This window comes from Oscillospiraceae bacterium, assembly GCA_025758045.1.
Classification (GTDB): domain Bacteria; phylum Bacillota; class Clostridia; order Oscillospirales; family Ruminococcaceae; genus Gemmiger.
Genome location: CP107208.1, coordinates 1093911 through 1118964 on the forward strand (window position 1 = coordinate 1093911; position 25054 = coordinate 1118964).

22 protein-coding genes and 1 tRNA gene are annotated in these 25054 nt (G+C 59.7%); 8 read left to right on the plus strand and 15 right to left on the minus strand.

Annotated features, from left to right (window positions below; all coding sequences use genetic code 11):
• Positions 1-7: 7 nt before the first annotated feature.
• Complete coding sequence (locus OGM81_05185) at positions 8-1084, minus strand: branched-chain amino acid aminotransferase (GenBank protein UYJ44529.1); 1077 nt, start codon at positions 1082-1084, stop codon at positions 8-10.
• Positions 1085-1534: 450 nt separating this feature from the next.
• Between OGM81_05185 and OGM81_05190 the strand changes: the two genes are divergently transcribed.
• Positions 1535-2191, plus strand: a complete 657-nt coding sequence (locus tag OGM81_05190) for an HAD family phosphatase (protein ID UYJ44530.1) — start codon at positions 1535-1537, stop codon at positions 2189-2191.
• 67 nt (positions 2192-2258) lie between these two features.
• Here OGM81_05190 and OGM81_05195 read toward each other — a convergent pair whose 3' ends face one another.
• Positions 2259-2789, minus strand: a complete 531-nt coding sequence (locus OGM81_05195; GenBank protein UYJ44531.1) for a methylated-DNA--[protein]-cysteine S-methyltransferase — start codon at positions 2787-2789, stop codon at positions 2259-2261.
• Between the two features lie 91 nt (positions 2790-2880).
• Positions 2881-2957: transfer RNA gene (locus OGM81_05200), tRNA-Arg, on the minus strand.
• 220 nt (positions 2958-3177) lie between these two features.
• Here OGM81_05200 and OGM81_05205 point away from each other — a divergent pair.
• A complete protein-coding gene (locus OGM81_05205) occupies positions 3178-4851 on the plus strand; it encodes a phospho-sugar mutase (protein ID UYJ44532.1) in 1674 nt (557 codons plus the stop codon).
• 120 nt (positions 4852-4971) lie between these two features.
• Here the strand turns inward: OGM81_05205 and OGM81_05210 are convergent, their stop codons facing one another.
• The 3 genes from OGM81_05210 to OGM81_05220 are packed head-to-tail and all read right to left on the minus strand — an operon-like array spanning position 4972 to position 7676.
• Positions 4972-5652 (minus strand): methyltransferase, encoded by a 681-nt coding sequence (locus tag OGM81_05210; protein ID UYJ44533.1) that lies wholly within the window; start codon positions 5650-5652, stop codon positions 4972-4974.
• On the minus strand, positions 5649-6188 hold the full coding sequence (locus OGM81_05215) for an NUDIX hydrolase (GenBank protein UYJ44534.1): 540 nt from the start codon (positions 6186-6188) through the stop codon (positions 5649-5651). Before OGM81_05215 ends, OGM81_05210 begins: the two co-directional genes overlap by 4 nt.
• A gap of 27 nt (positions 6189-6215) precedes the next feature.
• The gene (locus OGM81_05220; protein UYJ44535.1) at positions 6216-7676 is read right to left on the minus strand and encodes a helix-turn-helix transcriptional regulator; all 1461 of its coding nucleotides are present in this window, start codon (positions 7674-7676) and stop codon (positions 6216-6218) included.
• 346 nt (positions 7677-8022) lie between these two features.
• Here OGM81_05220 and OGM81_05225 point away from each other — a divergent pair, with 346 nt between their 5' ends.
• Positions 8023-8976, plus strand: a complete 954-nt coding sequence (locus tag OGM81_05225) for an ATP-binding protein (protein ID UYJ44536.1) — start codon at positions 8023-8025, stop codon at positions 8974-8976.
• A gap of 267 nt (positions 8977-9243) precedes the next feature.
• On the opposite strand, the gene phoU is transcribed toward OGM81_05225, so the two are convergent.
• The 5 genes from phoU to OGM81_05250 form a co-directional block, all read right to left on the minus strand.
• A complete protein-coding gene (gene phoU / locus OGM81_05230) occupies positions 9244-9918 on the minus strand; it encodes a phosphate signaling complex protein PhoU (protein UYJ44537.1) in 675 nt (224 codons plus the stop codon).
• Positions 9919-9937: 19 nt separating this feature from the next.
• On the minus strand, positions 9938-10690 hold the full coding sequence (pstB, locus tag OGM81_05235; protein ID UYJ44538.1) for a phosphate ABC transporter ATP-binding protein PstB: 753 nt from the start codon (positions 10688-10690) through the stop codon (positions 9938-9940).
• Positions 10691-10845: 155 nt separating this feature from the next.
• Positions 10846-11760: a phosphate ABC transporter permease PstA gene (gene pstA / locus OGM81_05240; GenBank protein ID UYJ44539.1), complete on the minus strand. Its 915-nt coding sequence runs from the start codon at positions 11758-11760 to the stop codon at positions 10846-10848.
• Complete coding sequence (gene pstC, locus OGM81_05245; GenBank protein ID UYJ44540.1) at positions 11753-12649, minus strand: phosphate ABC transporter permease subunit PstC; 897 nt, start codon at positions 12647-12649, stop codon at positions 11753-11755. Before pstC ends, pstA begins: the two co-directional genes overlap by 8 nt.
• A gap of 243 nt (positions 12650-12892) precedes the next feature.
• A complete protein-coding gene (locus tag OGM81_05250; GenBank protein UYJ44541.1) occupies positions 12893-13852 on the minus strand; it encodes a substrate-binding domain-containing protein in 960 nt (319 codons plus the stop codon).
• Positions 13853-14278: 426 nt separating this feature from the next.
• Here OGM81_05250 and OGM81_05255 point away from each other — a divergent pair, with 426 nt between their 5' ends.
• The 3 genes from OGM81_05255 to OGM81_05265 are packed head-to-tail and all read left to right on the plus strand — an operon-like array spanning position 14279 to position 18281.
• Positions 14279-16090, plus strand: a complete 1812-nt coding sequence (locus OGM81_05255; GenBank protein ID UYJ44542.1) for a Na/Pi cotransporter family protein — start codon at positions 14279-14281, stop codon at positions 16088-16090.
• A 57-nt stretch (positions 16091-16147) separates the two neighbouring features.
• Entirely contained in the window at positions 16148-16840 is a 693-nt protein-coding gene (locus OGM81_05260) for a response regulator transcription factor (protein UYJ44543.1), read from the plus strand.
• On the plus strand, positions 16833-18281 hold the full coding sequence (locus OGM81_05265) for an ATP-binding protein (protein UYJ44544.1): 1449 nt from the start codon (positions 16833-16835) through the stop codon (positions 18279-18281). Before OGM81_05260 ends, OGM81_05265 begins: the two co-directional genes overlap by 8 nt.
• 161 nt (positions 18282-18442) lie before the next feature.
• On the opposite strand, the gene OGM81_05270 is transcribed toward OGM81_05265, so the two are convergent.
• Positions 18443-18907 (minus strand): Hsp20/alpha crystallin family protein, encoded by a 465-nt coding sequence (locus tag OGM81_05270; protein UYJ44972.1) that lies wholly within the window; start codon positions 18905-18907, stop codon positions 18443-18445.
• A 404-nt stretch (positions 18908-19311) separates the two neighbouring features.
• Between OGM81_05270 and pckA the strand changes: the two genes are divergently transcribed.
• On the plus strand, positions 19312-20916 hold the full coding sequence (pckA, locus tag OGM81_05275) for a phosphoenolpyruvate carboxykinase (ATP) (protein UYJ44545.1): 1605 nt from the start codon (positions 19312-19314) through the stop codon (positions 20914-20916).
• 95 nt (positions 20917-21011) lie between these two features.
• Here pckA and OGM81_05280 read toward each other — a convergent pair whose 3' ends face one another.
• Positions 21012-21560, minus strand: coding sequence for an NUDIX domain-containing protein (locus OGM81_05280; protein ID UYJ44546.1), 549 nt, complete (start codon positions 21558-21560; stop codon positions 21012-21014).
• A 134-nt stretch (positions 21561-21694) separates the two neighbouring features.
• Between OGM81_05280 and OGM81_05285 the strand changes: the two genes are divergently transcribed.
• Positions 21695-22252: a flavin reductase family protein gene (locus OGM81_05285; protein UYJ44547.1), complete on the plus strand. Its 558-nt coding sequence runs from the start codon at positions 21695-21697 to the stop codon at positions 22250-22252.
• A 69-nt stretch (positions 22253-22321) separates the two neighbouring features.
• Here OGM81_05285 and OGM81_05290 read toward each other — a convergent pair whose 3' ends face one another.
• The gene (locus tag OGM81_05290; protein UYJ44548.1) at positions 22322-23434 is read right to left on the minus strand and encodes a GDSL-type esterase/lipase family protein; all 1113 of its coding nucleotides are present in this window, start codon (positions 23432-23434) and stop codon (positions 22322-22324) included.
• Between the two features lie 42 nt (positions 23435-23476).
• Complete coding sequence (gene cls / locus OGM81_05295; GenBank protein UYJ44549.1) at positions 23477-25027, minus strand: cardiolipin synthase; 1551 nt, start codon at positions 25025-25027, stop codon at positions 23477-23479.
• Between the last annotated feature and the right edge of the window lie 27 nt (positions 25028-25054).

Below are 25054 nucleotides of genomic sequence, written 5' to 3' on the forward strand. Positions count from 1 at the left end.
TAAAAGGTTACTGGGCATCAACGGGAACCGTCCAGCCCTTGGTGTCGGGCAGCTTGCCCCACTGGATGCCGGTCAGGGTGTCATACAGCTTCTGGGTCAGCTCGCCGATCTTGCCGCCGCTGATATGGGCAGTCTTGCCCTCCCAATCCAGCTCCTTGACGGGGGAAACGACAGCAGCCGTGCCGGTGCCAAAGACCTCTTCCAGCTTGCCCTCGTCGGCAGCCTTCATGATGTCAGCAATGGCAACACGCTCCTCGTGTACCTTGTAGCCCCAATCCTTCAGCAGCTCGATGATGGAACGGCGGGTAACGCCGGGCAGAACGGTGCCTACGCAGGGTGCGGTATAGATCTCGCCGTCGATCTTGAACATGATGTTCATGGAGCCGACTTCCTCGACGTACTTCTTCTCAACGCCGTCCAGCCACAGCACCTGGCTGAAGCCGCGCTCCTCGGCCAGCTCGCCGGCCTTGATGGAAGCAGCGTAGTTGCCGCCGCACTTGGTAAAGCCGGTCAGGCCCGGGGCGGCACGGATGTACTGGTCTTCGACGTAGATGCGGACGGGGTCCAGACCCTCGGCATAGTATGCGCCGGAGGGAGCAGCGATGATGGCGAAGCGGTAATGCTTGGCAGCATGCACGCCCAGGCCCACATCGGTAGCGATGCAGAACGGGCGGATGTACAGGGAAGCACCGTCCGAATGAGGCACCCAGTCGCGGTCAACATCGACCAGGGTCTTAACGGCCTGGACAAAATCCTCCGGCGGGATGGGGGGCATGCCCAGACGGTCAGCAGAATCGTTGAAACGGTTAGCGTTGCAGTCGGGGCGGAACAGCTGGATCTTGCCCTCGGCGGTGCGGTAGGCCTTCATGCCCTCGAAAATTTCCTGGGCGTAGTGAAACACGGTGGTAGCAGGGTCCATTTCCCACGGGCCGTAGGGGACGACACGGGCATCGTGCCAGCCCTCACCGGCGGTATAGTCCATCACGAACATATGGTCGCTGAAGATCTTGCCAAAGCCCAGCTTCGACTCGTCCTGCGGTTTCTGTTTCGGATGTTCGGTTTTAACAATTTTAATATCCAACATGATTTGCACTCTCCCTTATATTTCCAGGCGCGCTTAGCCGCACAGCAAAGCGCGGATGATGGTTAAATCCATTATAGCGCTGTAAAGCGGTAAAAACAAGTCCCTATTTTATTTCATATTGCACCGGGACACAAAATGGGGTACAATAACCTTGGGCAACACCGCATAATTCCCGCCTTACGGCTTAAGCACCGCTCCGGCGGCTGCGGCACGGCATCTGCGTTGCCAAAATGCTCGATAAGACATCCAGTATTATCTGCGCTTTTGGCTTAGCAGCTGCCGCACCTCGCTCACCGTATCGGCACTTAGAATTATGCGGTATTGCCCTTGGTTTCCCCCGCTTTCTTTGAAACCTTACTTTCTTTGAAAAGAAAGTAAGCAAAGAAACTTTCAATATGTTTCCTGGAAAAGCAACGATTATAAAGCAACGATTATTTTAAGGAGTTACCAATGGTCAAAGCAGTCATTTTTGATATGGACGGCCTGATGTTTGATACCGAGCGCCTGTGGGATACCCTGTGGGAGCCTGCCTGTAAGGAGCTGGGCCTGCCCCTGCCCCCGGATATGGCCAAGTTCCAGGCGGGCGGCCGCGGCCTGGCGGGCGATAACCTGCGCCGCCACGTGGCCCAGTATATCCCCGGCGACCCGCAAAAGGTGCTGGACAAGGTCTGGCAGCTGGCCGACGAGCGCTTTGCCCAGGGCGTGCCCTGCAAGCCCGGCCTGAAAGAGCTGCTTTCTACGCTGGAAGACCTGGGCATGCCCCGCATCGTGGCCAGCTCCAGCCCCCGCAATATGATTGAGATGAACCTGCAGACTTCCGGCACCGCCCGCTATTTCCATGATGTCGTTTCCGGCACCGAGGTCGCCCGCAGCAAGCCTGCACCCGATACCTTTCTGCTGGCGGCCGAAAAACTGCACACCAACCCCAAGGATTGCCTGGTGCTGGAGGACAGCTTCAACGGCGTGCGCGCCGGCCGCGCTGCCGGCTGCGTGACCGTGATGGTCCCCGACCTCATGCAGCCCACCGACGAGATCAGGGCCTTGTACACCTGCTGCTGCAAGGACCTGCTGGAAGTCCGCGACCTGCTGCTGGCCGGCAAGCTGTAACCTTATAATAAGAAAGCCCCCGGCGGGTGGAAGATTCCACGCCCGCCGGGGGCTGTTTTGTGGTTGCTTACAGGGCCGTGCCCTTCTTGGGGATAAACAGGCGGCTCATATCCGCGTGTTCCAGTTCCAGCAGCTTGATTTTTTTATCAATTCCTCCGGCGTACCCGGTCAGGCTGCCGTTGGTGCCCACCACGCGGTGGCAGGGAATGATGATAGACACTTTGTTGTGCCCCACGGCCCCGCCCACCGCCTGGGCGGAACCCCTGCCGCCCTGCTGTGCCGCCAGCTGGCGGGCAATGTCACCGTAGGTGATAATCTGCCCGTAGGGGATTGTCAGCAAGATTTTCCACACCGATTGTTGAAAACTTGACCCGACCGGGTGCAGCGGTGGCAGGAAGTCGGGCTCCTTGCCGGCAAAATAGATGTCCAGCCAGCGCTTGGCCTCAGCCAGAATGGGCGTGGTCTGGGCACAGTGTTCGACGGGCAGGGTGTTGGCAAAATATTTCTGCCCCTCAAACCACAGCCCCACCAGCCCGACCTCGTCCGCCGCCAGCAAAATCCCGCCCAGCGGGGACTGGTATTGTTGGATAGAAACCATAGCGGACACCTCGCAAGGATAGCGGCTGTGCCGCTTTTTTGCCATAAGGACATAAAACAAAAAAGGCAACTTACCATTCAGTAAGTTGCCTTGGTGCGCCGGAAGAGACTCGAACTCCCGACCTTCTGATTCGTAGTCAGACACTCTATCCAGCTGAGCTACCGGCGCGGAACGTGTATTATAATACCATCCGTTCCCCCAAATGTCAAGCGTTTTTTCAAAAAAAGTTTTTACTTTTTTAAATTGGGCGGCAGGGCCGATTTCGGGGCCGTATGCTTGCAATTCGGGGGTAAACGTGATAAATTTATAACAACCACTATGCCGATTTTGAATCGCATCTGCCGGCGCTGCAAGATTGCGGCGCCGGCCCGGGAAAGGACATTCTACCATGACCAATACAGAACTGTTTGACCTCTGGCGCGCCCGCGCAGTGGAGGATCCTGACCTGCTCACCGAACTGGACGGCATCCGGGGTGATGCCGATGCCATCAACGACCGCTTTTACCGCGACCTGGCCTTTGGCACAGGCGGTCTGCGCGGCGTCATCGGCGCAGGCAGCAACCGCATGAATATCTACACCATCCGCCGCGCTACCCAAGGCCTGGCAGACTACATCAACGCCGCAGGCCTGCCTAAAAAAGTAGCCATCGGCCACGACAGCCGCCACAAGGGCGAGCTGTTCAGCCGCGAGGCCGCCCGTGTGCTGGCCGCCAACGGCATCACCGCCTACCTGTACCCCCGGCTGGAGCCTACCCCGGCGTTGTCCTGGGCTGTGCGTTATCTGGGCTGCGGCGCGGGCATCTGCGTGACCGCCAGCCACAACCCCGCCAAGTACAACGGCTACAAGGTCTACGGTGCCGACGGCTGCCAAATCACGCTGGAAGCCGCCGATGCCGTGCTGGCTGCTATCGACAAGCACAATTATTTCGATTCCATCGAGCTGACCGACTTTGACGCCGCCGTGGCCGCAGGCAAGATCGTCTGGATCGACGACAAGTGTCTGCGCGACTTCGTGGATGCCGTACTGGCCCTGCGCCCCGGCAACGATGTCTCCAAACTCAAACTGGTCTACACGCCGCTGAACGGCTCCGGTCTGGAACCTGTCAAGATGCTGTTGGACCGCATGGGCGTGACCCAGGTCACCGTGGTGCCCGAGCAGGAGAAGCCGGACGGCTCCTTCCCCACCTGCCCCTACCCCAACCCAGAGATCCGCGAGGCCATGGAGACCGGCCTGAAGCTGTGCGACACCGTAAAGCCCGACCTGATGCTCGGCACCGACCCGGACTGCGACCGCATGGGTTCCGCCGTGCCGGACGGCAAGGGCGGCTATCGGCTCATCACCGGCAACGAGATGGGTGTGCTGCTGTTTGACTATATCTGCCGCACCCGCATTGGCAACGGCACCATGCCCAAGGACCCCGTGGCCGTGACTACCATCGTGTCCACCGACATGGCCACCCCCATCGCCAAAAAGTACGGCGTGGAGCTGCGCCGTACCCTGACCGGCTTCAAGTTCATCGGTGAGCAGATCGGCTTCCTGGAGGCCGAGGGCCATCCCGAACGCTACATCTTCGGCTTTGAGGAAAGCTACGGCTACCTGTCCGGCGCACACGTCCGCGACAAGGACGCCGTCAACGCCGTAATGCTGGCCTGCGAGACCGCCGCCTATTACGCCGCCCAGGGCATGAGCCTGCTGGACGCTGTAAACGCACTGTACAGGGAGTTCGGTTTCTACCGCAACGCACTGGAAAGCTTTACCTTTGAGGGCGAGACCGGCATGCACAAGATGCAGGGCATCATGGCCGGGCTGCGCACCAGCGCCCCCAAAACCATTGCCGGGTACGAGGTCGCCGAAGTGGTGGATTACGACGCTGACGGCACCGGCCTGCCCCGCGCCGACGTGCTGGAATACCGCCTGGTCAACGGTGCCAAGCTGATGGTCCGTCCCAGCGGCACCGAGCCGAAGATCAAAGTTTACCTGTCTGCTGTGGCTAACAGCGAGGAAGCCGCCGATGCCATCAACACCGCCATGGCAGATGCGGCCAAGGATTGGATGAAGTAAGGCTGTAAAATAAAAACGAAACCTCCCCTGAAACCGTAGGGGCGGATGCTTGCATCCGCCCGCGGGTCGATGCGAGCATCGACCCCTACAGATTCACGGGGAGGTTTTTATTTTATAGATTTATTTTCCGTACCGCGCCACGCCGGATTCGATCAAAATATCCGGTTCCAGCTTCAGGCCGGGCTTGCGGCCTTTTTGGGCTTCGACCAAAAACAGCCAGGGCGTGCTGCCGGTGCGCTGGCGCACAAAGGCCAGTCGCTTGGGTTCCAGCCGGGCGGCGCGCAGGGCACACAGTACTTCCACCAGTTGGTCGGGACGTTGGCACAGCACAAAGCGGCCGCCATCCCGCAGAGCGCGGCGGGCGCACTGGGCCACATCCTCGGTGGTGCAGGTCACAGTGTGGCGGGCGGCGGCCCGCACCGGGTCGGGACTTTGGGGGCCTGCCGTAAAATAGGGCGGGTTGCAGGCAGCAAAATCATATTTTCCCTGCTCCGGCCCGGCGGCGCAAAACATCCGCAGGTCGCCCTGCGCAGGGGTAATGTGGTCGATGCCATTCTCCGCCACGGCCTGAACACACAGGGCGCTGGCGTCAGGGTCCAGCTCCAGCGCTGTGCAGGGGCCGCGGTGTCCGGCATCGTGCCATAACAGCGAGATTATGCCGCACCCGCTGCACATGTCCAAAGCCCGCTCGGCCCGGCGGGGCTGGGCAAAGCGGCCCAGAAGCAGGGCATCGCTGCCAAAGGCGGCGCGAGGAGCGGTCAGCACTCTGGTGCCGTTATCCAAAATTTCTACACCGCTCATGCTTTATCCCGCAGCAGCGCGTATTTCATCAGGCCAATCTGGGTCTTGCTGTCCTTGATCTCGCCATGCAGCACCTTTTGCAGGGCTTCCTCAAAGGGCATGCGCACCACATCCAGGAATTCCCCGGCATCCAGGTGCTGACCGCCCTTGTGCAGGCCGGTGGCGGCCCACAGATAAATCTTCTCGCTGTCATAACCCACAGTGGGGTAGACGACGCCCAGGTCAATGTAGTTGTCGGCGGACAGGCCGCACTCCTCGCTCAGTTCCCGCTTGGCGGATTCAAATGGGTCCTCGCCGGGTTCCAGCTTACCGGCGGGCAGCTCCCAGATCTCCTCGCCCAGCGCGTAGCGGAACTGGCGGACCAGATAGATGCAGCCCTCGTCGTCGATGGGCAGCACGCAGGCGCCGCCGTGGTGGTGTACGACCTCTCGCAGGCTGGTGCGGCCGTCTTCCAGGCGGACGGTGTCCAGCGTAACGTGGATGACATGGCCGTCAAAGATCTCTTTGCTTTCCAGTTTGGTTTCGGTATGCGGCATGGGACAGCACTCCTTTTATTACAGTTTTTACAGCAGGCGCAGACAGAAATCGATATACTCCAGGGTATACCGCTGGGTACACACCAGGCTGGAATCTTTTAAATTGGACATATAATCGGCCAGCCGGTTGGCCAGCATGGCATCCCGCAGGGTGTATTCACGGCAAAAGCCCTCCTGCGGATCGTCGGACAAAGTGCAGAATGCAACGCTGCGGCCACGGAAGGCGGTTACCGTAACGTGGGGGTCCAGGGGAAAGGCTTCGGCACTGACGATGCGCAGCACAGCGGTGTTGTTCTCGCAGGCTGTGCGCATCCGCAGCAGCAGTTCCCGGCGGGCTTCCGGGGGCAGCGGCCCTGTCAGGGAGGCATCTACATCCACTATGCGGCCGGTGCGCACAAAATCCATCAGGCCGTCCTCGCTGAAATAGAACTCATACGGGGCGGTCAGCCAGGCCTGCATGTAGTCGGCCAAGCCCGGCATGGTTTCCAGCGCCGCCAACGCCTGGGGGGCATAACGGCCGATCATTTCCATATCGATAAACTTGGAGACCGGCGGCTGGGCACGCATATAGCAGGCTTCGGTCTCGTTGTCCAGCAGCTGGTTGCCAAACGCCATGGCCTGCTCAAAACTGTGGGCGTCCGATGCCAGAGAGAAGAGCACCGGTGCTTCCAGATACTGGCGGCTGAACTCCATGCGCAGGCACTGCACCACCGATGGCTCGGTCAGGCAGATGCACTTTTGCAGGTTGAGATCCATAAACACGACCACATCGGGGAACAGCACATAGACCGGCATCAGCAGACCGGGCAGCGGCCCGGCAAAAGGCGCACAGGAAAGCCGTGCCTCGTACTGCATTGAGCGCAGGACCAGAAAAGGCAGCGCCCGGGACACGGTGCGCACGTTGCCGATGAAATTCTCCTGTGCATCGTTATTGGTCACAAACCGCAGCAGATGCCATACCGGCTTTGGCGAAGCCTCGGCGGAAAAGGCACCGATGAGGATCGAACTGAGTGCGCGTTCCCCCACAAACGGGGAAAGCATCAGCGGGCGCTTTTCTTCGCTGCGCAGGTAGCGGATCAGCAGCAGATACAGCTGCTGTGTCACCGCCTGGTAGCCCTGGTAGCACCGGCTGGTGAAGGCGGCTTCCAGGTCGGCTTCGCTGCGGGGCATGGGGGCCAGTACATCATCCATCAGGTTGTCACGGGAGCGCATCGCCGTCTGCAGCAGCTCGTACAGGGCTTCATCGGTACGGTGGGCCTGGGCGCCGCTGCGCAGTTCGTCGTATTGGGTGGTCAGGTGCTCGGCCTGGCGGGCGCTCAGGCCCAGGGCATGAATGAGCCGCTGCAGCTGGGCGCGGTTGGGCATCCGCTTGCCGTCCATTATTTTATATAAGGAAGATCGGTCGATCTGCGCCTGGCGGGCCAGTTCGGCCATCGTGCCGGGGTAGCGGTCCACCAGGATCTTCAAGCTTTTGCTCAGGTCATTCATGGGAGATTCTCCGTTGTTGGTTTGTTATCTGTATCATACCGCAAAGCGGGGAAATATGCAAATGTTGGTTTGCTTTGTTTTGCTGCTTTGGGCGGCCCTGCCTGCCTTGCGGCAGGGCCTAATATAACAGGCTGCATCCGTTAAGCCTGCCCTTTTTGGCCACAAGAGAGTACGCATAGCGGCTGGATGCTGTTAAAAAACGAGGGAAGCGCCGCATGATGGCGCGGAGCGAAAGCCGCACGATAAAAAGCACCCATTTCAAACAATTTTCACTAAAAGCATTTTATTGCTGCGCAATTTATGTTATGATAAAATCAACTGATTTTCCGGGAATGGTGCATGCGTTATGATGAGTTACGAAGAATTCACCCAAAAGGAAGCCGCGCCGGAAAGCAACCCCTTCAACCTGGACCGGGTCTGCACCGAAGCGGCCGAGATCGTGCGCTTCCAGGCGGAAAGCGCCGGCCTGCATGTGGAGGAAGAACACCCCGATGTGCGCAATGTCAACCTGCTGGGCAGCGAGCTGTACCTGAAAAAGATCTTGCTGAACCTCTTTAGCAACTGCATCAAGTACAACAAGCCCGGCGGGGCCATCTACACCCGCATGCGCGAGCTGGAGCACACCGACGACACCGTGACTTACGAGTTTTTCATCCGGGATACCGGCGTCGGCATGACCCAGGACTTTATCGACAACCACCTGTTTGAGGCATTCACCCAGGGCGACAACGCGGCCCGCTCCCAGTACGGCGGCACGGGGCTGGGCATGTCCATCGTGGCGCAGCTGATTAAAAAGATGAACGGCACGATTCAAGTGGAAAGCACGGTGGGCGAGGGCAGCAGCTTTACCGTGGTGCTGCCGTTTGCCATCGACCATGACCCGCCTGCGGCGGCCGAGAAGACTCCCCCCGCCGGCGACCTGCGCGGCAAGCGTCTGCTGGTGGTGGAGGATAACGAGCTGAACATGGAGATCGCCGAATTTATACTGAAAAGCACCGGGGCCGAGGTGGTCCCTGTGTTTGACGGCGAAAGCGCGGTCAAGGCCTACGCCCAGGCTGCGCCCGGCACTTACCAGGCCATTTTGATGGATCTGATGATGCCGGTCATGGACGGCTATGCCGCCACCCGCGCCATCCGCAGTTCCGGCCGCCCCGATGCGGGGACCATCCCCATCATTGCCATGAGTGCCAACGCCTATGCCGAGGATGTGCAGAAATGCCTGGACACCGGCATGAACGCCCACATCAGCAAGCCGCTGTATAAGGACGTTATGCTGGAGACGATCGAGCGGTTTGTATAAAAGGATAAAAACGAAAACGACCGTGCCTTACAAAGGGTACGGTCGTTTCCGTTGGTATAGGAAAATAAGGGCAATACCGCATAATTCTAAGTGCCGATACGGCGAGCGAGGTGCGGCAGATGCTAAGCCAAAAGCGCAGATAATACTTTTTGTATTATCGAGCATTTTGGCAACGCAGATGCCGTGCCGCAACCGCCGGAGCGGTGCTTAAGCCGTTAGGCGGGAATTGTGCGGTGTTGCCTAAGGGAATGGTAAGATTGGCCCGCGTCAGACGATCTTGCGGGACTTGTGGACACCGGTCTTCAGGAACTCGACCCACTCGGCCACGTTGACGGCATGGTCGCCCAGGCGCTCCAGATACTTGGCGATCATGAACAGGTCCAGCGCGGTCTCGGCGTCGTCGGGGTGGGCGGCGATGTACTGGGCGATTTCGCGGCTGATCTTGGAAAACATCGCGTCGCAGTCATCGTCCCGGGCAATGACCTGGGCGGCGGTGGATAGATCCACCTGCACGTAGGCGCCAATGGCGGTCTTGACCATGTTCAGCGCCACATCGCCCATTTTATACAAATCATCCATTACGCCCACAGCGGCAGCGCCCGCGGCGTGGAGATGCAGGGTGATCTCGGCAATGTCGCTGGCCTGGTCGGCAATGCGCTCAATGTCGGTGACCATTTTTAATGCGGTAGAAACTTTGCGCAGGTCGCCCGCCACCGGCTGCTGCCGCAGGAAAAGCGTTAAGCAGCGGTGCTCGATCTCATGCTCGGCGGCGTCGATCTCGCTGTCCCGGGCAATAACGCTGCGGGCCATCTCGGCATCGCCGGTGCGCAGGGCTGTCATGGCACTTTCAATGGCGCCGCCCGCGGCGTGGCCCATGCGGGCCAGCATCGTATCCAATGCCATCAGTTCGGCATCATACATTTTGCGTAAACTGGTTCCCATTTGGCTCATCCTCCCTGTATCAACCGAAACGGCCCGAGATGTAATCCTCGGTGCGCTTGTCCACGGGCGTGGCGAATACGCGCTCGGTGGGGCCCATCTCGACCAGCTCACCCAGCAGGAAAAACGCCGTCTTATCGCTGATACGCGCGGCCTGCTGCATGTTGTGGGTGACCATGACGATGGTGTACTTTTCTTTCAGCTCCGTCGCCAGTTCCTCGACCTTGGAGGTGGAGATAGGGTCCAGGGCGCTGGTGGGTTCATCCATCAGCAGCACTTCCGGCTCCACAGCCAGGGCGCGGGCGATGCAAAGGCGCTGCTGCTGGCCGCCGGACATGCCCAGGGCGCTCTTGTTCAGGCGGTCCTTGACTTCGTCCCAGATGGCGGCGTCCCGCAGGGATTTTTCCACAATCTCATCCAGCCGGGCCTTGCTGCGCACACCATGGGTGCGGGGGCCGTAGGCGATATTATCGTAGATGGACATGGGGAAGGGGTTGGGCTTCTGGAACACCATGCCCACCCGCTTACGCAGGACGTTGACGTCCATCTTATCTTTGTAGATGTCCACGCCGTCCAGTTTGATGTCGCCGGAGATGCGGCAGCCCTCGACCAGGTCGTTCATACGGTTCAGGCTTTTTAAAAAGGTAGACTTGCCGCAGCCGGAAGGGCCGATGAAGGCGGTGATCTCCCGCTCCGGGATATTGATGTTGATATTTTTCAGCGCATGAAAGCTGCCGTAGTATAAGTCCATGTTGGAAACTTCAAATTTATTCACAGGTATCCTCCTCGTGTTCTAAACAGCTCCCTCTGGGAGGGAGCTGTCGCCGCAGGCGACTGAGGGAGAGAGCCCAACGAAAGCCGACAGTTAAACTGAATGTCTCTCCCCCCACCCGCTCCGCGGGAGCCCCCTCGCAGAGGGGCCTTTCCTCGTTACTTCTTCGCCAGCTTGCCGGCGATAAAGCCGGACAGGCAGTTGATGGCCAGCACCAGTACCAGCAGCACCACGGCGGTGCCGTAGGTCTCGTTGATGTACAGGCCCTCGTTGGAGAGCAGGTACATATGCACGGCCAGCGTGCGGGTAGAGCTGAAGATGCTCTTGGGGATCTGGGGCATCGAGCTGGCGGTGTAGATCAGCGCAGCGGTCTCGCCCACGATGCGGCCCGTGGCCAGGATAACGCCGGACAGGATGCCGGGCATGGCGCTGGGCAGTACGATGGTAAACACGGTGCGCAGCTTGCCCGCACCCAGGCCGAAGCTGCCCTCGCGGTAGGAATCCGGCACGGCGATGAGCGCTTCCTCGGTGGTGCGCATGATGACGGGCAGCACCATAATGGCCAGCGTGAAGGCACCGGAGATCAGCGAGTAGCCCCAGTGCAGCTGGGTGACGAAGAACAGCATGCCGAACAGGCCGTACACGATGGACGGGATGCCCTGCAGGGTCTCGGTGGTCAGGCGGACCAGACGCACCAGCTTGCTGCCGCGGTGGGCGTACTCCACCAGCCAGATGGCGGCAAAGATGCCCAGCGGCGTAGCAATGACCAGCGAGAAGGCGGTCATCAGCAGCGTATTGATGAGGGCAGGCATCAGCGAAACGTTCTCGCTGTTATATTCCCAGGCGAAGAGGGAGGGTTTGAGGTTGGGGATGCCGTTGACCAGGATGTATCCGATTAGGAACAGCAGCACAGCGGCGGTCAGGGCAGCAGCCAGCCCCACCAGGCCGCGCAGCAGGGCAGCCTGCACGCGGGCGGCGGTGCGGTTGCGGCCACCGTTGGGGTAGATGGCTTTGGCGGCGGCACGGCTCATGTCCGGCACAGCAGTGCCGTTGTTGGCAATGGTATCAGGCATGGTCCTTGCCTCCTTTCAAAACGCTGAAGCAGAGGTTGATCAGGAGAATGAAGACGAACAGCACAACGCCGGTGGCGATCAGTGCTTCGCGGTGCAGGTCGGTGGAGTAGCCCATCTCGATGACGATGTTGGAGGTCATCGTGCGCAGGCCCTGGAACAGACCCTTGGGCATCCAGGTCTGGTTGCCCGCGACCATCACGACGGCCATCGTCTCTCCGATGGCGCGGCCAATGCCCAGGATGACGGCGGACAGCACGCCGGACTTGGCGGCGGGCAGCACGGCGTAGAACACGCTGCGCTCATGGGTAGCGCCCAGGGCCAGGCTGCCCTCGTAGTAGCTTTCGGGCACGGCGTCCAAGCTGGTCTTGCTGACGGTGATGATGGTGGGCAAAATCATGATGCCCAGCAGCACGCTGGCGGTGAACAGGCTCATACCCTTGCCGCCCTTGACGTGCAGCACTGTTTTGAAAAAGTCGCTCTTGACCATGGCCTGCACGGCGGGCACCAGCACGATCATGCCGAAGAAGCCGTACACGACCGAGGGAATGCCGGCCAGCAGCTGCACGGCAGGCAGCATCACCCGCTTGATGGAGGGCGTGGAAAACCGGGACAGGTAGATGGCAGTAAGCAGACCGACGGGCACACCCACAATGATGGCCCCGGCGGTGACGTACAGCGAGCCTAAGATCATGGGCAGGATGCCGTAGATGTCGTTGCCGGGCTTCCAGGTGGTGCCCAGCAGGAACTTCAGCGGGCCGATCTTGCCGATGGTGGGCAGGCCGTTAGCAAACAGGAACACACAGATCAGCACGACGGCTAAGATCGAGATGCAGGCGCAGGCAGTAAAAACGGCCTGCATAATGCCTTCCCGCAGATGAGCGGTCTTCATTTCCCTATACACTCCTTTTATCACATAAAGGCTCCCCTTGAGGGGAGCCGGCTTGCCGAAGAGCGGTACCGTTGCCGGATAGAGGTTGTTGGGGCGAACATTGTTCGCCCGCCAACTTGGCGTTGCAACCCGTTCCGGGAAAGGCCACTCACAAGGCAAACGGCCACGGGCGAACACTGTTCACCCCTGCAGAGCACGTTTTGAAAGCCTGAGCAACACCCTCAAAAGGGGAGCCTATTCAAATTACTGCAAATCGCTCCAGACGGTCAGCTCGCCGGTGTAGATGCCCTTGATCTGGTCAACGGTCAGATCCTCAACAGAATTGACGGGGTTGACGACGACGGCGATGCCATCCTGGGCCAGGACGGTGGAAACGGCGCCGCCCTCTGTCTCGGAATCTTTCAGCTCGCGGCTGGCCATGCCGATGGTGTAGCTGCCATCCAGCGCGCCGGAAACACCGGTGGTGGAATCAGAGGTCAGCAGTTCCAGCTCGGCGTTGGGGTTCACGGTCTTGTAAGCTTCGATCAGCTTTTCCATCAGCGGAGAGACGGAGGAGGAACCGCCAACGGTGATCTTGCCTTCCGGCTGGGCGGAGGTGTAATCCTCGCCCTCGCTGCCAACGTAGCCTTCCTCGGTGGCCAGAGCCTGGCCGTCCTTGCTCAGGCAGTAGGCGATGAAGTCAACGGCCACGGGGTCGGTGGCTTCGCCGTTGGTCACGATGTTGAAGGGACGGGCCAGGGTGTAGCTGCCGTCCTTGACGGTCTCGGCAGAAGCCTCGATGCCGCCGACCTTGACAGCCTTGACGGAATCGTTCAGGGAGCCAAGGCTGATATAGCCGATGGCGGTCTCATCGTTGGCGACGGCAGTCATGACGCCGTTGGTGCTGGACTGGATGGCAGCGGCCTCGGTGGTGTTGTCGACCTTCTGGCCGTCGGCGTTCTTTTCCTCCACGCCGGTCAGTTCGATAAAAGCACCGCGGGTGCCGGAACCGTCCTCACGGGAGATGACGGTGATGTCCTGGTCGGTGTCGAAGTCAGCAGCGGCTTCGCTCTCGGCCGGGGCAGCCTCGCCGGAAGCAGCCTCGGAAGAGGCGGTGCTCTCAGAAGCAGCGGGGGTGGAATCGGCGGCGGAGCTGCCGCAGGCGGCAAGGCTCATCATCATAGCAGCGGCGGTAACAACAGCAGCAACAGATTTGCGTTTCATAGATGTACTTCTCCTTTGCCCAAAGGGGCATTGCATTGCGGCGCACAGGCCGGTACCGGGTTTTCCCGGGTACAAGGCTATTGTACTGCGCCGCCGGGGCGGTTTCGACCATAGTCAGGTACAATCCCCGTAAAGCTTGTGAAAAGCAGGCAGCTGTTTTGCAAAAAAGCTGTAAAATTGGTAAAGTTTTGGGTCATATCCCAGCGGCTGTACAGTTTATATAAGGCAACAGACGACAAAATGTACGCAGAAACGGCATTTTACACAAACTTTACAAAACCTTTACGCATCTCTGCTGGTGAAATGCCCCCGAAACCAGCTATAATATACAACGGTATAGAGAAATAAAAGCAGCACCGCATAGGCCTGCGTTTTGGGCGCGGGGAACGGCGGCGCTGCCTAAAAAGAGAATGGACGTGTAATCCGATGACCATTTTTAATGTGTTCACCCTGATGGGCGGCATCGCTATGTTCCTGTATGGCATGGACCTGATGGGCAAGGCGCTGGAGCAGACCGCCGGCAGCAAATTGCAGGGCATCCTCTCCACCATGACTTCCAGCCCCATCCGGGCGCTGCTGCTGGGCGTAGCGGTCACCGCCGTTATTCAGTCCAGCGGCGCCACCACCGTTATGGCGGTCGGCTTCGTCAACTCCGGTCTGATGGAACTGCACCAGGCCATCGGCGTTATCATGGGTGCCAACATTGGTACCACTGTTACCGGCTGGCTGCTGTCTTTGTCGGGTCTCGAGGGCGAGAGCTTTATCACCAAAATGCTCAACCCCAATGCCTGGAGCCCGATCCTGGGCTTCATCGGCATCTGGCTGTATATGGTCGGTAAGGACCGCAAGCGCGGCGTAGGCAAGATCCTGCTGGGTTTCGCCATTCTGATGGCCGGCATGAACACTATGTCCAACGCCATGTCTCCCCTGGCCGATGAGCCCTGGTTCATGAATCTCTTCCTTAGCTTCAGCAACCCGGTGCTGGGCGTCATTGCCGGCGCTGTGCTGACCGCCGTGCTGCAGTCGTCCTCGGCGGCGGTGGGCATCCTGCAGGCGCTGACCAGCACGGGTGCTGTCACCTACTCCGCCGCCGTGCCCATCATCATGGGCCAGAACATCGGCACCACCGTTACGGCGCTGATCTCCTCGGCCGGTGCGAACAAAAACGCCAAGCGCACTGCCTTCGTCCATCTTTATTTCAACGTCATCGGCACCATTATCTTCCTGTGCGGCTTCTACGGCCTGCATGCGCTGATTTGTTTCAGCTTCTTTAATGCGACGGCCAATACCTTCGGCATCGCTATGGTGCATACCATTTTTAACATAGTCACCACCGCCATCCTGCTGCCCTTCAACCGCCTGCTGGAAAAGCTGGCCATCATGACCGTGCCCGACTCCCCCGCCGACAAAAAGCAGGAGAACTCCCTGCTGGACGATCGTCTGCTGGCAACTCCGTCTGTGGCTGTCGCCCGCGCCATGCTCACCGGCGGCGATATGGCCGAGATCTGCCGCACCTCGCTGCTGCAGGCCATGTCTACCACTCATAAGTGGAACGATGCCATCGCCGACGAGGTCGAGCGCAAAGAGGACGCCGTCGACCATTACGAGGACGTGCTGGGCACCTACCTGGTCAAGCTCAGTGCCAAGCATCTCTCCACCGAAGATAACCGCACGATCAACACCCTGCTGCACACCATCGGCGATTTCGAGCGCGTCTCGGACCATGCCGTCAACCTGATCAAGACGGCCGAGGAGATCCGCGATAAATCCATCCAATTCAGCGAGGAAGCCCTGGGCGACCTGGGCGTGCTGGAAGCCGCTGTGCAGGATATCGTCAACCGCACCGTCGATGCCTTCCAAAAGGGCGATGTCTACGCCGCCGGCAAGATCGAGCCGCTGGAGCAGGTCGTGGACGGTCTGGTGCGCGAGGTCAAGACCCGCCATATTGCCCGCCTGCAGGCTGGTGTATGCACCATCGAGTACGGCTTTGTGCTGGATGATCTGCTGACCAACTACGAGCGTATCGCTGACCACTGTTCCAACATCGCTGTTGCAATGATCGAGGTCGCCGCCGATAAGTTCGATACCCACGAGTACCTGGCTTCCGTCAAGCATGGCGGCAGCGTGAAATTTGAGCAGCGGTACGAGAAATACCGCGGCCGCTATACCTTCCCGCCGGAGACTTACGCCGAGATGCAGCCTGTTTCGGCCCCCGGCAACGCGGAAGAAGACGCATAACCGAAAGGGGCTGGGCGCATGGCCCGGCCCCTGTTTTTGTAAGAGAGGGGAACTTATATGATCTACATTGTGGAGGATGACGCCAGCATCCGCGAACTGGAACAGTATGCCCTGCAAACCAACGGCTACGAGGCCGCCGGCTGTGAGGACGCCGCCAGCTTTTGGGCCGCCATGCACCAGGCCCGGCCGGAACTGGTCATCCTGGACGTGATGCTGCCCGATGAGGACGGCTACCAGATCTTGTCCAAGCTGCGGGACGACCCTGCCACCCAGACACTGCCGGTCATCATGGTCACCGCCAAAACCAGCGAAATCGACGTCGTCAAGGGGCTGGACCACGGCGCGGACGATTACCTCTGCAAGCCCTTCGGCATTATGGAGTTTATTTCCCGGGTCAAGGCCGTGCTGCGCCGCGCCGCGGCAGCCGCCCCGGCCCCTGCGCCCAAGACGCTGCAGTTCGGCGGCATCGTCATCGACGATGTAGCCCGCACCGTCAAGGCCGACGGCGTGCCTGTGGAGCTCACCTTTAAGGAATACGCGCTGCTGCATCTGTTTTTGGAGCATCCCGATCAGGTGTTGGCCCGCGAGCGCATCATGAAAGAAGTCTGGGACACCGATGACCTGCTGGAATCCCGCACCATCGATATGCATGTGCGCACCCTGCGCCAAAAGCTGGGCGCTGCGGGCGAGGCCATCCGCACCGTGCGCAAGGTGGGCTACAAGCTGAGCACGGAGGGCACCGATGAGTGACGAACAACAAAAAGAAAAGCGCCCCCTGAGCATGACCCGCCGCTACCGCCGCGGGCTGGTCATCGTGGGCCTGCTGTGCATGATGGTTACGCTGGCAATCGCCACCGTACTGTTCCAGCGCAGCTACACCGTGCGGGTGGATAAGTACCTGAGCCAGATCTGCGACAGCGTGGCCGCCGGATACAAAGCCCAGCCCACCCATGATGCCGTGACCCTGGCCAACCTGCTGCCCGAGAGCGACGCCTCCCTGCGCTTTACCTTAATTGATGGCGGCGGCACTGTGCTGTATGACAGCGAGGCCGCCACGGGCGTGGTCTATGACAAGGACAGCAAGGTCTACGCCGTGGATGCCCCCGACCTTCCCAGCCATGCCGATCGCCCGGAGTTCATCGCTGCTATGGCCGACGGCAGCGCCAGCGCGACCCGCGAAAGCCAGACCATGCAGGAGGAGACCCACTACTACGCCCGCCGCATCGTCACCCCGGAAGGCACCCAAGTGCTGCGTGTGGGCGAGGACGTGGCCAATATCTGGGGCCTGAGCGCCGACACCCTGCCGCTGCTCTGCGGCGCGGTGGTGGTCATCCTGCTGGCCACGGCGGTGCTGGCCTGGTGGCTGACCCGCCGCCTGGTGCAGCCCATCAACCATCTGGCCGAAAGCCTGGATACCATCGAGGCGGACGTCCCCTATGAAGAACTGATCCCCCTCGCGCGCACCATCCAGACCGACCGCAAACTGCGGGAGGATAACGAGACGATGCGCCGGGAGTTTACCGCCAACGTCAGCCACGAGCTGAAGACTCCGCTGACCAGCATTTCCGGCTACGCCGAGCTGATCGAGACCGGCATGGCCAAGCCCGCCGATGTGCCCACCTTTGCGGCGCGCATCCATAAAGAGGCGCAGCGCATGATCGCGCTGGTCAGCGATATTTTGCAGCTGAGCGAGCTGGACAGCACCCAAGCTAGCCAAAGCCGGGAAAAACCGGCGGAGATGGCGCCGGTGGACCTGGCCGCGCTTCTCAAGGAGACTGCCCAGAACATGACGGTCAACGCCCGCAAGGCCTACGTGACGCTGCAATACAGCGCCCAGCCCGCCACCGTGCAGGGCAGCAAGGACCTGCTGGCTGAACTGGCCACTAACCTGTGCGACAATGCCATCCGCTACAACCAGCCCGGCGGCCATGTGGAGCTGCGCTGCGGCACCGGCCCCGACGGCCCCTGGCTGCAGGTAGAGGATAACGGCATCGGCATCCCCCAGGACAGCCAGGCCCGCGTGTTTGAGCGGTTCTACCGCGTGGATAAAAGCCGCAGCAAGGCCACCGGCGGCACCGGCCTGGGGCTGGCCATCGTCAAGCATATCGCCCTGCTGCACCACGCCCGCATCGACCTGCAAAGCCAGGTCGGCAGCGGCACCACCATCAAGGTGACGTTCCCGAAGGCATAATAACAATAAAAAAAGCTCAAAGGTCTGCGCTTTTATTATTTATAGTGGTTTTCCCTATACGGTGCGGACGCGGAAAAGTCAAAACAAAAAAAGTGCGCCGCAGAGCGTTTTCACTCTGCGGCGCACTTTATATCAGGTCAGGTCTGCTGACGAAGGAACTGTTACTGGATCTCGATCAGCGTGGTGGGCTTTTCGGGGATCTGCTTGTCAGCCTTGGGCAGCTTCAGCTCCAGGATGCCGTTCTCGAACTTGGCGGCAACATCGGTGGGCTTCAGGTTCTCGCCTACATAGAAGCTGCGGGCACAGCTGCCGGTGCAGCGCTCCTGGCGGATGTAGCGGCCCTCGTTGTCCTTCTCGTCCAGATCCTCACTGCGGTTGGCGGTGATGGTCAGGTAGCCGTTCTGCAGGTCCAGCTTGACGTCCTCTTTCTTGAAGCCGGGCAGATCAACAAAGACATCGTAGCCATCCTTCGTCTCGCGCACATCGGTCTTCATCACATTGGCGCTGCGTTTGCCAAACATGTGGCGGGGCTGCATGCTGTGCATAGCGCGGTCGAAGTCGCGCTCCCAATTATCGTTAAACAGGTCATCCATCAAATCATCATTGAACATATACGGAACCATCATCATAAGTCATTCCTCCAATTCTCATCGGCCGCTTATTATATAAGCGGTGGACTTTTGCGATTCTGGTTTTTCTTTTTTGTTCTTGGGGGTTCTTTTCCCTTCGAACACCCTCAGTATAGCACAGAAATTAGCACTGTCAAGCGTAGAGTGCTAATGTTTACAACCTATGCAATGTTTGTTCACAAAATATGCGATTCTGGCCAGAAATTGCCCACTTTCGGCAACAAATGCTGAAGTGTACTAAAAATTTAACGAATTTTTTATTGCTTTTGCGGCGGAAATCTGTATAATAAGAACTAAGGTGAGGAAGTAGCGGGCTGGGCTCCTCATACCGCGAAAAGTGGTGTGCGCACCACTTGGATCACAGCCCAAAACAGACTGATAGAGAAAGAGGTATCTGCATCATGGCAAAGTTGGATTTGACCAAGTATGGCATTACCGGCACGACTGAGATCGTGCACAACCCCTCTTACGAAATGCTGTTCGAGGAGGAGACCAAGCCTGAGCTGACTGGTTACGAAAAGGGCCGGGTCAGCGAGCTGGGCGCTGTCAATGTTATGACCGGCGTTTACACCGGCCGTTCCCCCAAGGATAAGTACATCGTCATGGACGAGAACTCCAAGGACACTGTCTGGTGGACCAGCGACGAGTACAAGAACGATAACCATCCCATGAGCGAGTCCACTTGGGCTACCGTTAAGGATATCGCCAAGAAAGAGCTGTGCAACAAGCGCCTGTTTGTTGTTGATGCTTTCTGCGGCGCCAACAAGGATACCCGCATGGCTATCCGCTTCATCGTGGAAGTGGCCTGGCAGGCACACTTTGTTACCAACATGTTCATCAAGCCCTCTGCTGAGGAGCTGGAGAACTTCGAGCCTGATTTCGTTGTTTACAATGCCTCCAAGGCTAAGGTCGAGAACTATAAGGAACTGGGCCTGAACAGCGAGACCTGCGTTGCCTTCAACATCACCAGCCATGAGCAGGTCATCATCAACACCTGGTACGGCGGCGAGATGAAGAAGGGCATGTTCTCCATGATGAACTACTTCCTGCCGCTGAAGGGCATGGCTTCTATGCACTGCTCTGCCAATACCGACTTGAACGGCGAGAACACCGCTATCTTCTTCGGTCTGTCCGGCACCGGCAAGACCACCCTGTCCACCGACCCGAAGCGTCTGCTGATCGGCGATGACGAGCACGGCTGGGACGACAACGGCGTCTTCAACTTCGAGGGCGGCTGCTACGCCAAGGTCATCAACCTGGATAAGGACTCCGAGCCTGACATCTACAACGCCATCAAGCGCAACGCCCTGCTGGAGAATGTCACCCTGGATGCCGAGGGCCATATCGATTTCGCCGACAAGAGCGTTACCGAGAACACCCGTGTTTCCTACCCCATCAACCACATCAAGAACATCGTTCGCCCGATCTCTTCTGCACCTGCAGCCAAGAATGTCATCTTCCTGTCTGCTGATGCTTTCGGCGTTCTGCCCCCGGTCAGCATCCTGACCCCCGAGCAGACCCAGTACTACTTCCTGTCTGGCTTCACCGCCAAGCTGGCCGGCACCGAGCGCGGCATCACCGAGCCCACCCCGACCTTCTCCGCCTGCTTCGGTCAGGCCTTCCTGGAGCTGCATCCCACCAAGTACGCTGAGGAACTGGTCAAGAAGATGCAGAAGTCCGGCGCCAAGGCTTACCTGGTCAACACCGGCTGGAACGGCACCGGCAAGCGCATCTCCATCAAGGATACCCGTGGTATCATCGATGCTATCCTGAGCGGCGCTATCAACGAGGCCCCCACCAAGAAGATCCCGCACTTCGACTTCGAGGTTCCCACCTCTCTGCCCGGCGTTGATCCCGCCATCCTGGACCCCCGCGACACCTACAAGGATGCCGCTGAGTGGGAGACCAAGGCTGTCGATCTGGCTAGCCGCTTCATCAAGAACTTCGCCAAGTACGAAGGCAACGAGCACGGCAAGGCCCTGGTCGCCGCCGGCCCGAAGCTGTAATGTAAGCGTAGCTGCTTAGTTAATAAGTAGAACACCCCCGCACGAGTAATCGTGCGGGGGTGTTTTGTATAAAAGGCTCCCCTTGAGAGGAGCCTTTAGCGTGTTGCCGCCGCCACCATCTCCAACTCCTCCAAATAAATGCAGTTGGGGATGGTGTTATTCTTCACGGCTTCGATTGCCTCTTCCAGCCCGAACCACCGCACGTAGTCGATCTCCTCTTTCTGCACGGTGAAATCCTCGGCGTTCTTGTCCAGCCACAGGCAGAATACCTTGCTGACCTGGTTATCTTTAAACAGCCTGCCGTGGAAAACGTCCTCAAAGGTAAAGTGCCGCACGCCGCACTCCTGCAAAGCATCGGCGGGCAGGGTCACGCCAAGCTCCTCCCGCAGTTCCCGCAGGGCCGACTCCACAAAATCGCACCCGGCGGGAATGTGCCCGGCCGAGGAAATGTCGTAGCAGCCTGGGAAGGAATCCTTCGCCTGGCAGCGCATTTGCAGCAGCACTTCCACGCGGCCCGCATGCCGCCGCAAGATCCACACGTGGGAGGTGCGGTGCCGGATGCCCTCGGCATGGGCCACGGCGCGGGGTACGGTCTGCCCGGTGGGGCGGCCCTGCTCGTCCACAATATCCAAAATTTCCGCCATAATGGGGCGCTTCCTCTCTTTTGCAAATTTCCCCCAGTATAGCACCGGGAGCGGCAGAGTGTCAATTCCCCAAGGTATTCCCCGTTGACAGGTATGATATAATAAAAGCAGCAAAATCAAGAGAGGTGTTTTCTATGCGCAAAAATTTTGGTGCGAAGGCGTTCAGCTATCCCCAGCCCGTTTTCATCATTGCAACGTACAATGATGACGGCTCTGCCGATGCCATGAATGCGGCCTGGGGCGGTATCAGCGATACCACCGAACTGTCCGTTTGCCTGAGCGAGGGCCACAAGACGGTCAAGAACCTGCTGCGTACCGGCGCGTTTACCGTCAGCATGGGTGACGCCAAGCATGTAGCCGCCTGCGATTATGTGGGCATTGCCTCCGGCAACAACACCAGGGATAAGCTGGCCAAGGCGGGCTTCACCGTCAGCAAGAGCGAGAGCGTGGATGCCCCTGTCATCAACGAACTGGCCGTCTGCATGGAATGTACGGTCAAGAGCTACGACCCCGAGACAGGCCTCCTGGTGGGCGAGATCGTCAACGTCAGCGTGGACGAATCCGCCATGACAGACGGCAAGGTAGACGTGGCCAAAGTTGCCCCCATCACCTTTGACCCCTTCAACAATGCCTACCACGTTTTGGGCGAAAAGGTCGGCAACGCCTTCTCCGACGGCATGGCCCTGCGGTAAAAACAGCAATCGTACAAGTAAAAGAGGTCTGCCCCATGCAAAGGGCAGGCCTCTTTTTGCGTTTAAAAATTACAGCACACTGCGCAAAAACTCCGCCAGACAATTGGCCGCAGCGCGGTGGGCGGCGGCACCGGGGTGCTGTCGGGCACCGATGGTATCGCCCCTTGCCTCAGGCAATTCCAGCAGATACACCCGCTCATCACCGCTGACGGTGCGGTATTGGTCCAGCCCGTCCCGCAGCAGCGGCAGCAGACCGCTGCCCAGCATGCCGTAAGCCCACACGATGACAGCGTGGGGGTTGTGCTTGCGTACCAACGCCAAAAAGTTTCGCACAGCCCCCGCCAGCCGGGCAGCATCGGCAGGGGCAAAGCTGCCGTCATCGGCCAGGGTTTGCTTAAAGCTGCGGCCGGTCTCCGGGTCCACCCAGGGCGGATTGTGGAAGGCGTTCCAGTCGTTGGTGCCCAGGTTGAGGATGACCGCATCGGCGGGCCAGGCGGCAAAATCGTAGGGCTGCTGCGCCCCCAGCGCGGCGTTGCGCTCCCCCGCTGCCAGGCCACACACCTGGGTATAGCAGGGGGCCAGTGTGCAGCGGGGGTCGTTGTCCCAGCCGGAGACCAGCCCCCAGCCGCTGGCCGATACTACGCGGTACTCGGCGCCCAGGGCGTCGGCCGTCATGCGGCCGTAGTGGTTCTCGGCCGAGAAAAAGGTGCTGATCCAATCGGTCTCGCACACCGCGCCGATAGCCCCCTCGCCACTGGTGATGCTGTCGCCGATGAACTCCAGCCGGCAGCGCGGCGCTGGCAGGGGCAGAAACTCGCCGCCCGCATGGCAGATAGCGGTAACTTGCAGCAGGTGGGCCGGGTCCTCAGACATCGCCTGCACGTCCTTCAGCAGCCGCACATGCTTGGCCCGCCCCGGTGCGGCCCCGCGGAATATGCACATCCGGCTGGTTCCGGGGTTCACCGCAAAGCGGCTGATCCACGCGCCGTCCAGTTCCACGCTGACCCAGGGTTCCATGGTGTCGTAGTCGGCATTTAGCTCTACCCAAAGCTCGCTGCCGGTAAACAGCAGTTCAATACCCGACCCGGTCCAGAACAGCGTCAGCGGGTCCGTTCCGGCACAGCGCCCCAGCACCCGCACCTGCGGCAGGGTGGACAGCGGGGATATGGTAAGGTTTTGCATGGTAGTCCTTTCAATGGTTAACATCCCAATTTGTAGCGGCGATTACATCAGTGGGCTGAACAATCTAAACACGCACTGCACGCCGCGCAGGGCCAGACTGCGCTGGCCGCTGTACTGGGGCGTTACGTTCTCGCACTGGGGGAACAACGCCTCAAAATCTGCCCGCACATCCTGTACGGCCTGGCAACCGCAGAACCAGCAGCCATTCTCAAAATGCAGGTACAAACTGCGGTAATCCAGGTTGATGGTGCCCACTGCGGCGGCCTTGTCGTCGGCCACAAACTGCTTGGCGTGGATGAAACCGGGCGTGTACTCGTAGATTTGCACGCCGCCCGCGGCCAGCCGCGCATAGTAGCTGCGGGTGACCGAAAAGATCAGCTTTTTATCCGGGATGCCCGGCGTGATGATCCGCACATCCACGCCCCGCTGGGCCGCCAGCACCAGCGCCCGCTGCATCTCGTCGCTCAAGATCAGGTAGGGCGTGGTGATGTATACATACCGCTGGGCGCTGTTGATAAAGTTGAGGTAGACATCCTCGCCCACCCGCTTGTCGTCCAGCGGGTTGTCGGCGTAGGGCAGCACAGTGGCAGCCTCCCGGGCGGTGTAGCGGATGGCAGGCAGATAGGGCTCGATGGCCGGCATTTCTTTCTGCGTCGTACCCCACATCTCCAAAAAGATCAGTGTCAAATTGCGCACGGCGTCGCCCTCCAGCCGCACGCCGGAGTCCTTCCACCGGCCGTAGGGGTGGGTCAGGTTGAAGTATTCGTCCGCCAGATTGTAGCCACCGGTGTAGCCGACCTGCCCGTCAATGACAGTGATCTTGCGGTGGTCGCGGTTGTTCATAAAGACGTTCAGCACCGGCACGATGGGGTTGAATACCCGGCACTGGATGCCCCGCTGCTGCAGCTTTTTGGCAAAGGCGGTGTCCACAAACCCGATGCTGCCCATGTCGTCGTAAAAAACGCGCACCTCCACCCCGGCGGCGGCCCGCTCGGCCAAAATATCCTCAATGCCCTGCCAGGCGATGGAATCCTCGATAGCGTGGTACTCCATAAAAATAAAGTGCTGGGCTTTGCGCAGGTCGGTCTTCTGGGCCTCCAGCGCGGCGTTGGTGTCACCGTAGTAGGTCACATCGGTGTTGCGGCAGGCGGGATAGTGAGCCTGGGTCTGCAGGTAGTGGATCTGGTTTTGCAGGGCCGGGTCCTGGGGCATGGCGGCGCGGTCCAGCGGCGTGGCATAGTGGGGCTGCAGCTCCGTATCGGTGCGGGTGAACCGCCCGCGCATGATGTTGACCGCCCCGCTGCGCCCGAACAAAAGATACAGACAGACGCCAAAGATGGGAAAGGTCAGAATGACGATGATCCACGAAAGTTTGGTGGCGCTGTTGGTGTGGCGGCCGTAGATGCGCAGCGCCAGCAGAAACGCCAGCACGCTGATGGCCAGCTGCACCCAGGCGTAGTAGCGGGTCAGCCTCAGGGCGGCCCACACGATCCACAGCACTTGCAGCAGCACGCCCAGCGCAGCAATGCCCACGCGGCTCACCCCGCTGGGGACGGCCTCGCGCTTTTCTTCGGTCTGGTTTAAGGGATTCATGGCAAATCATCCTTTTTGTAGCTGTAA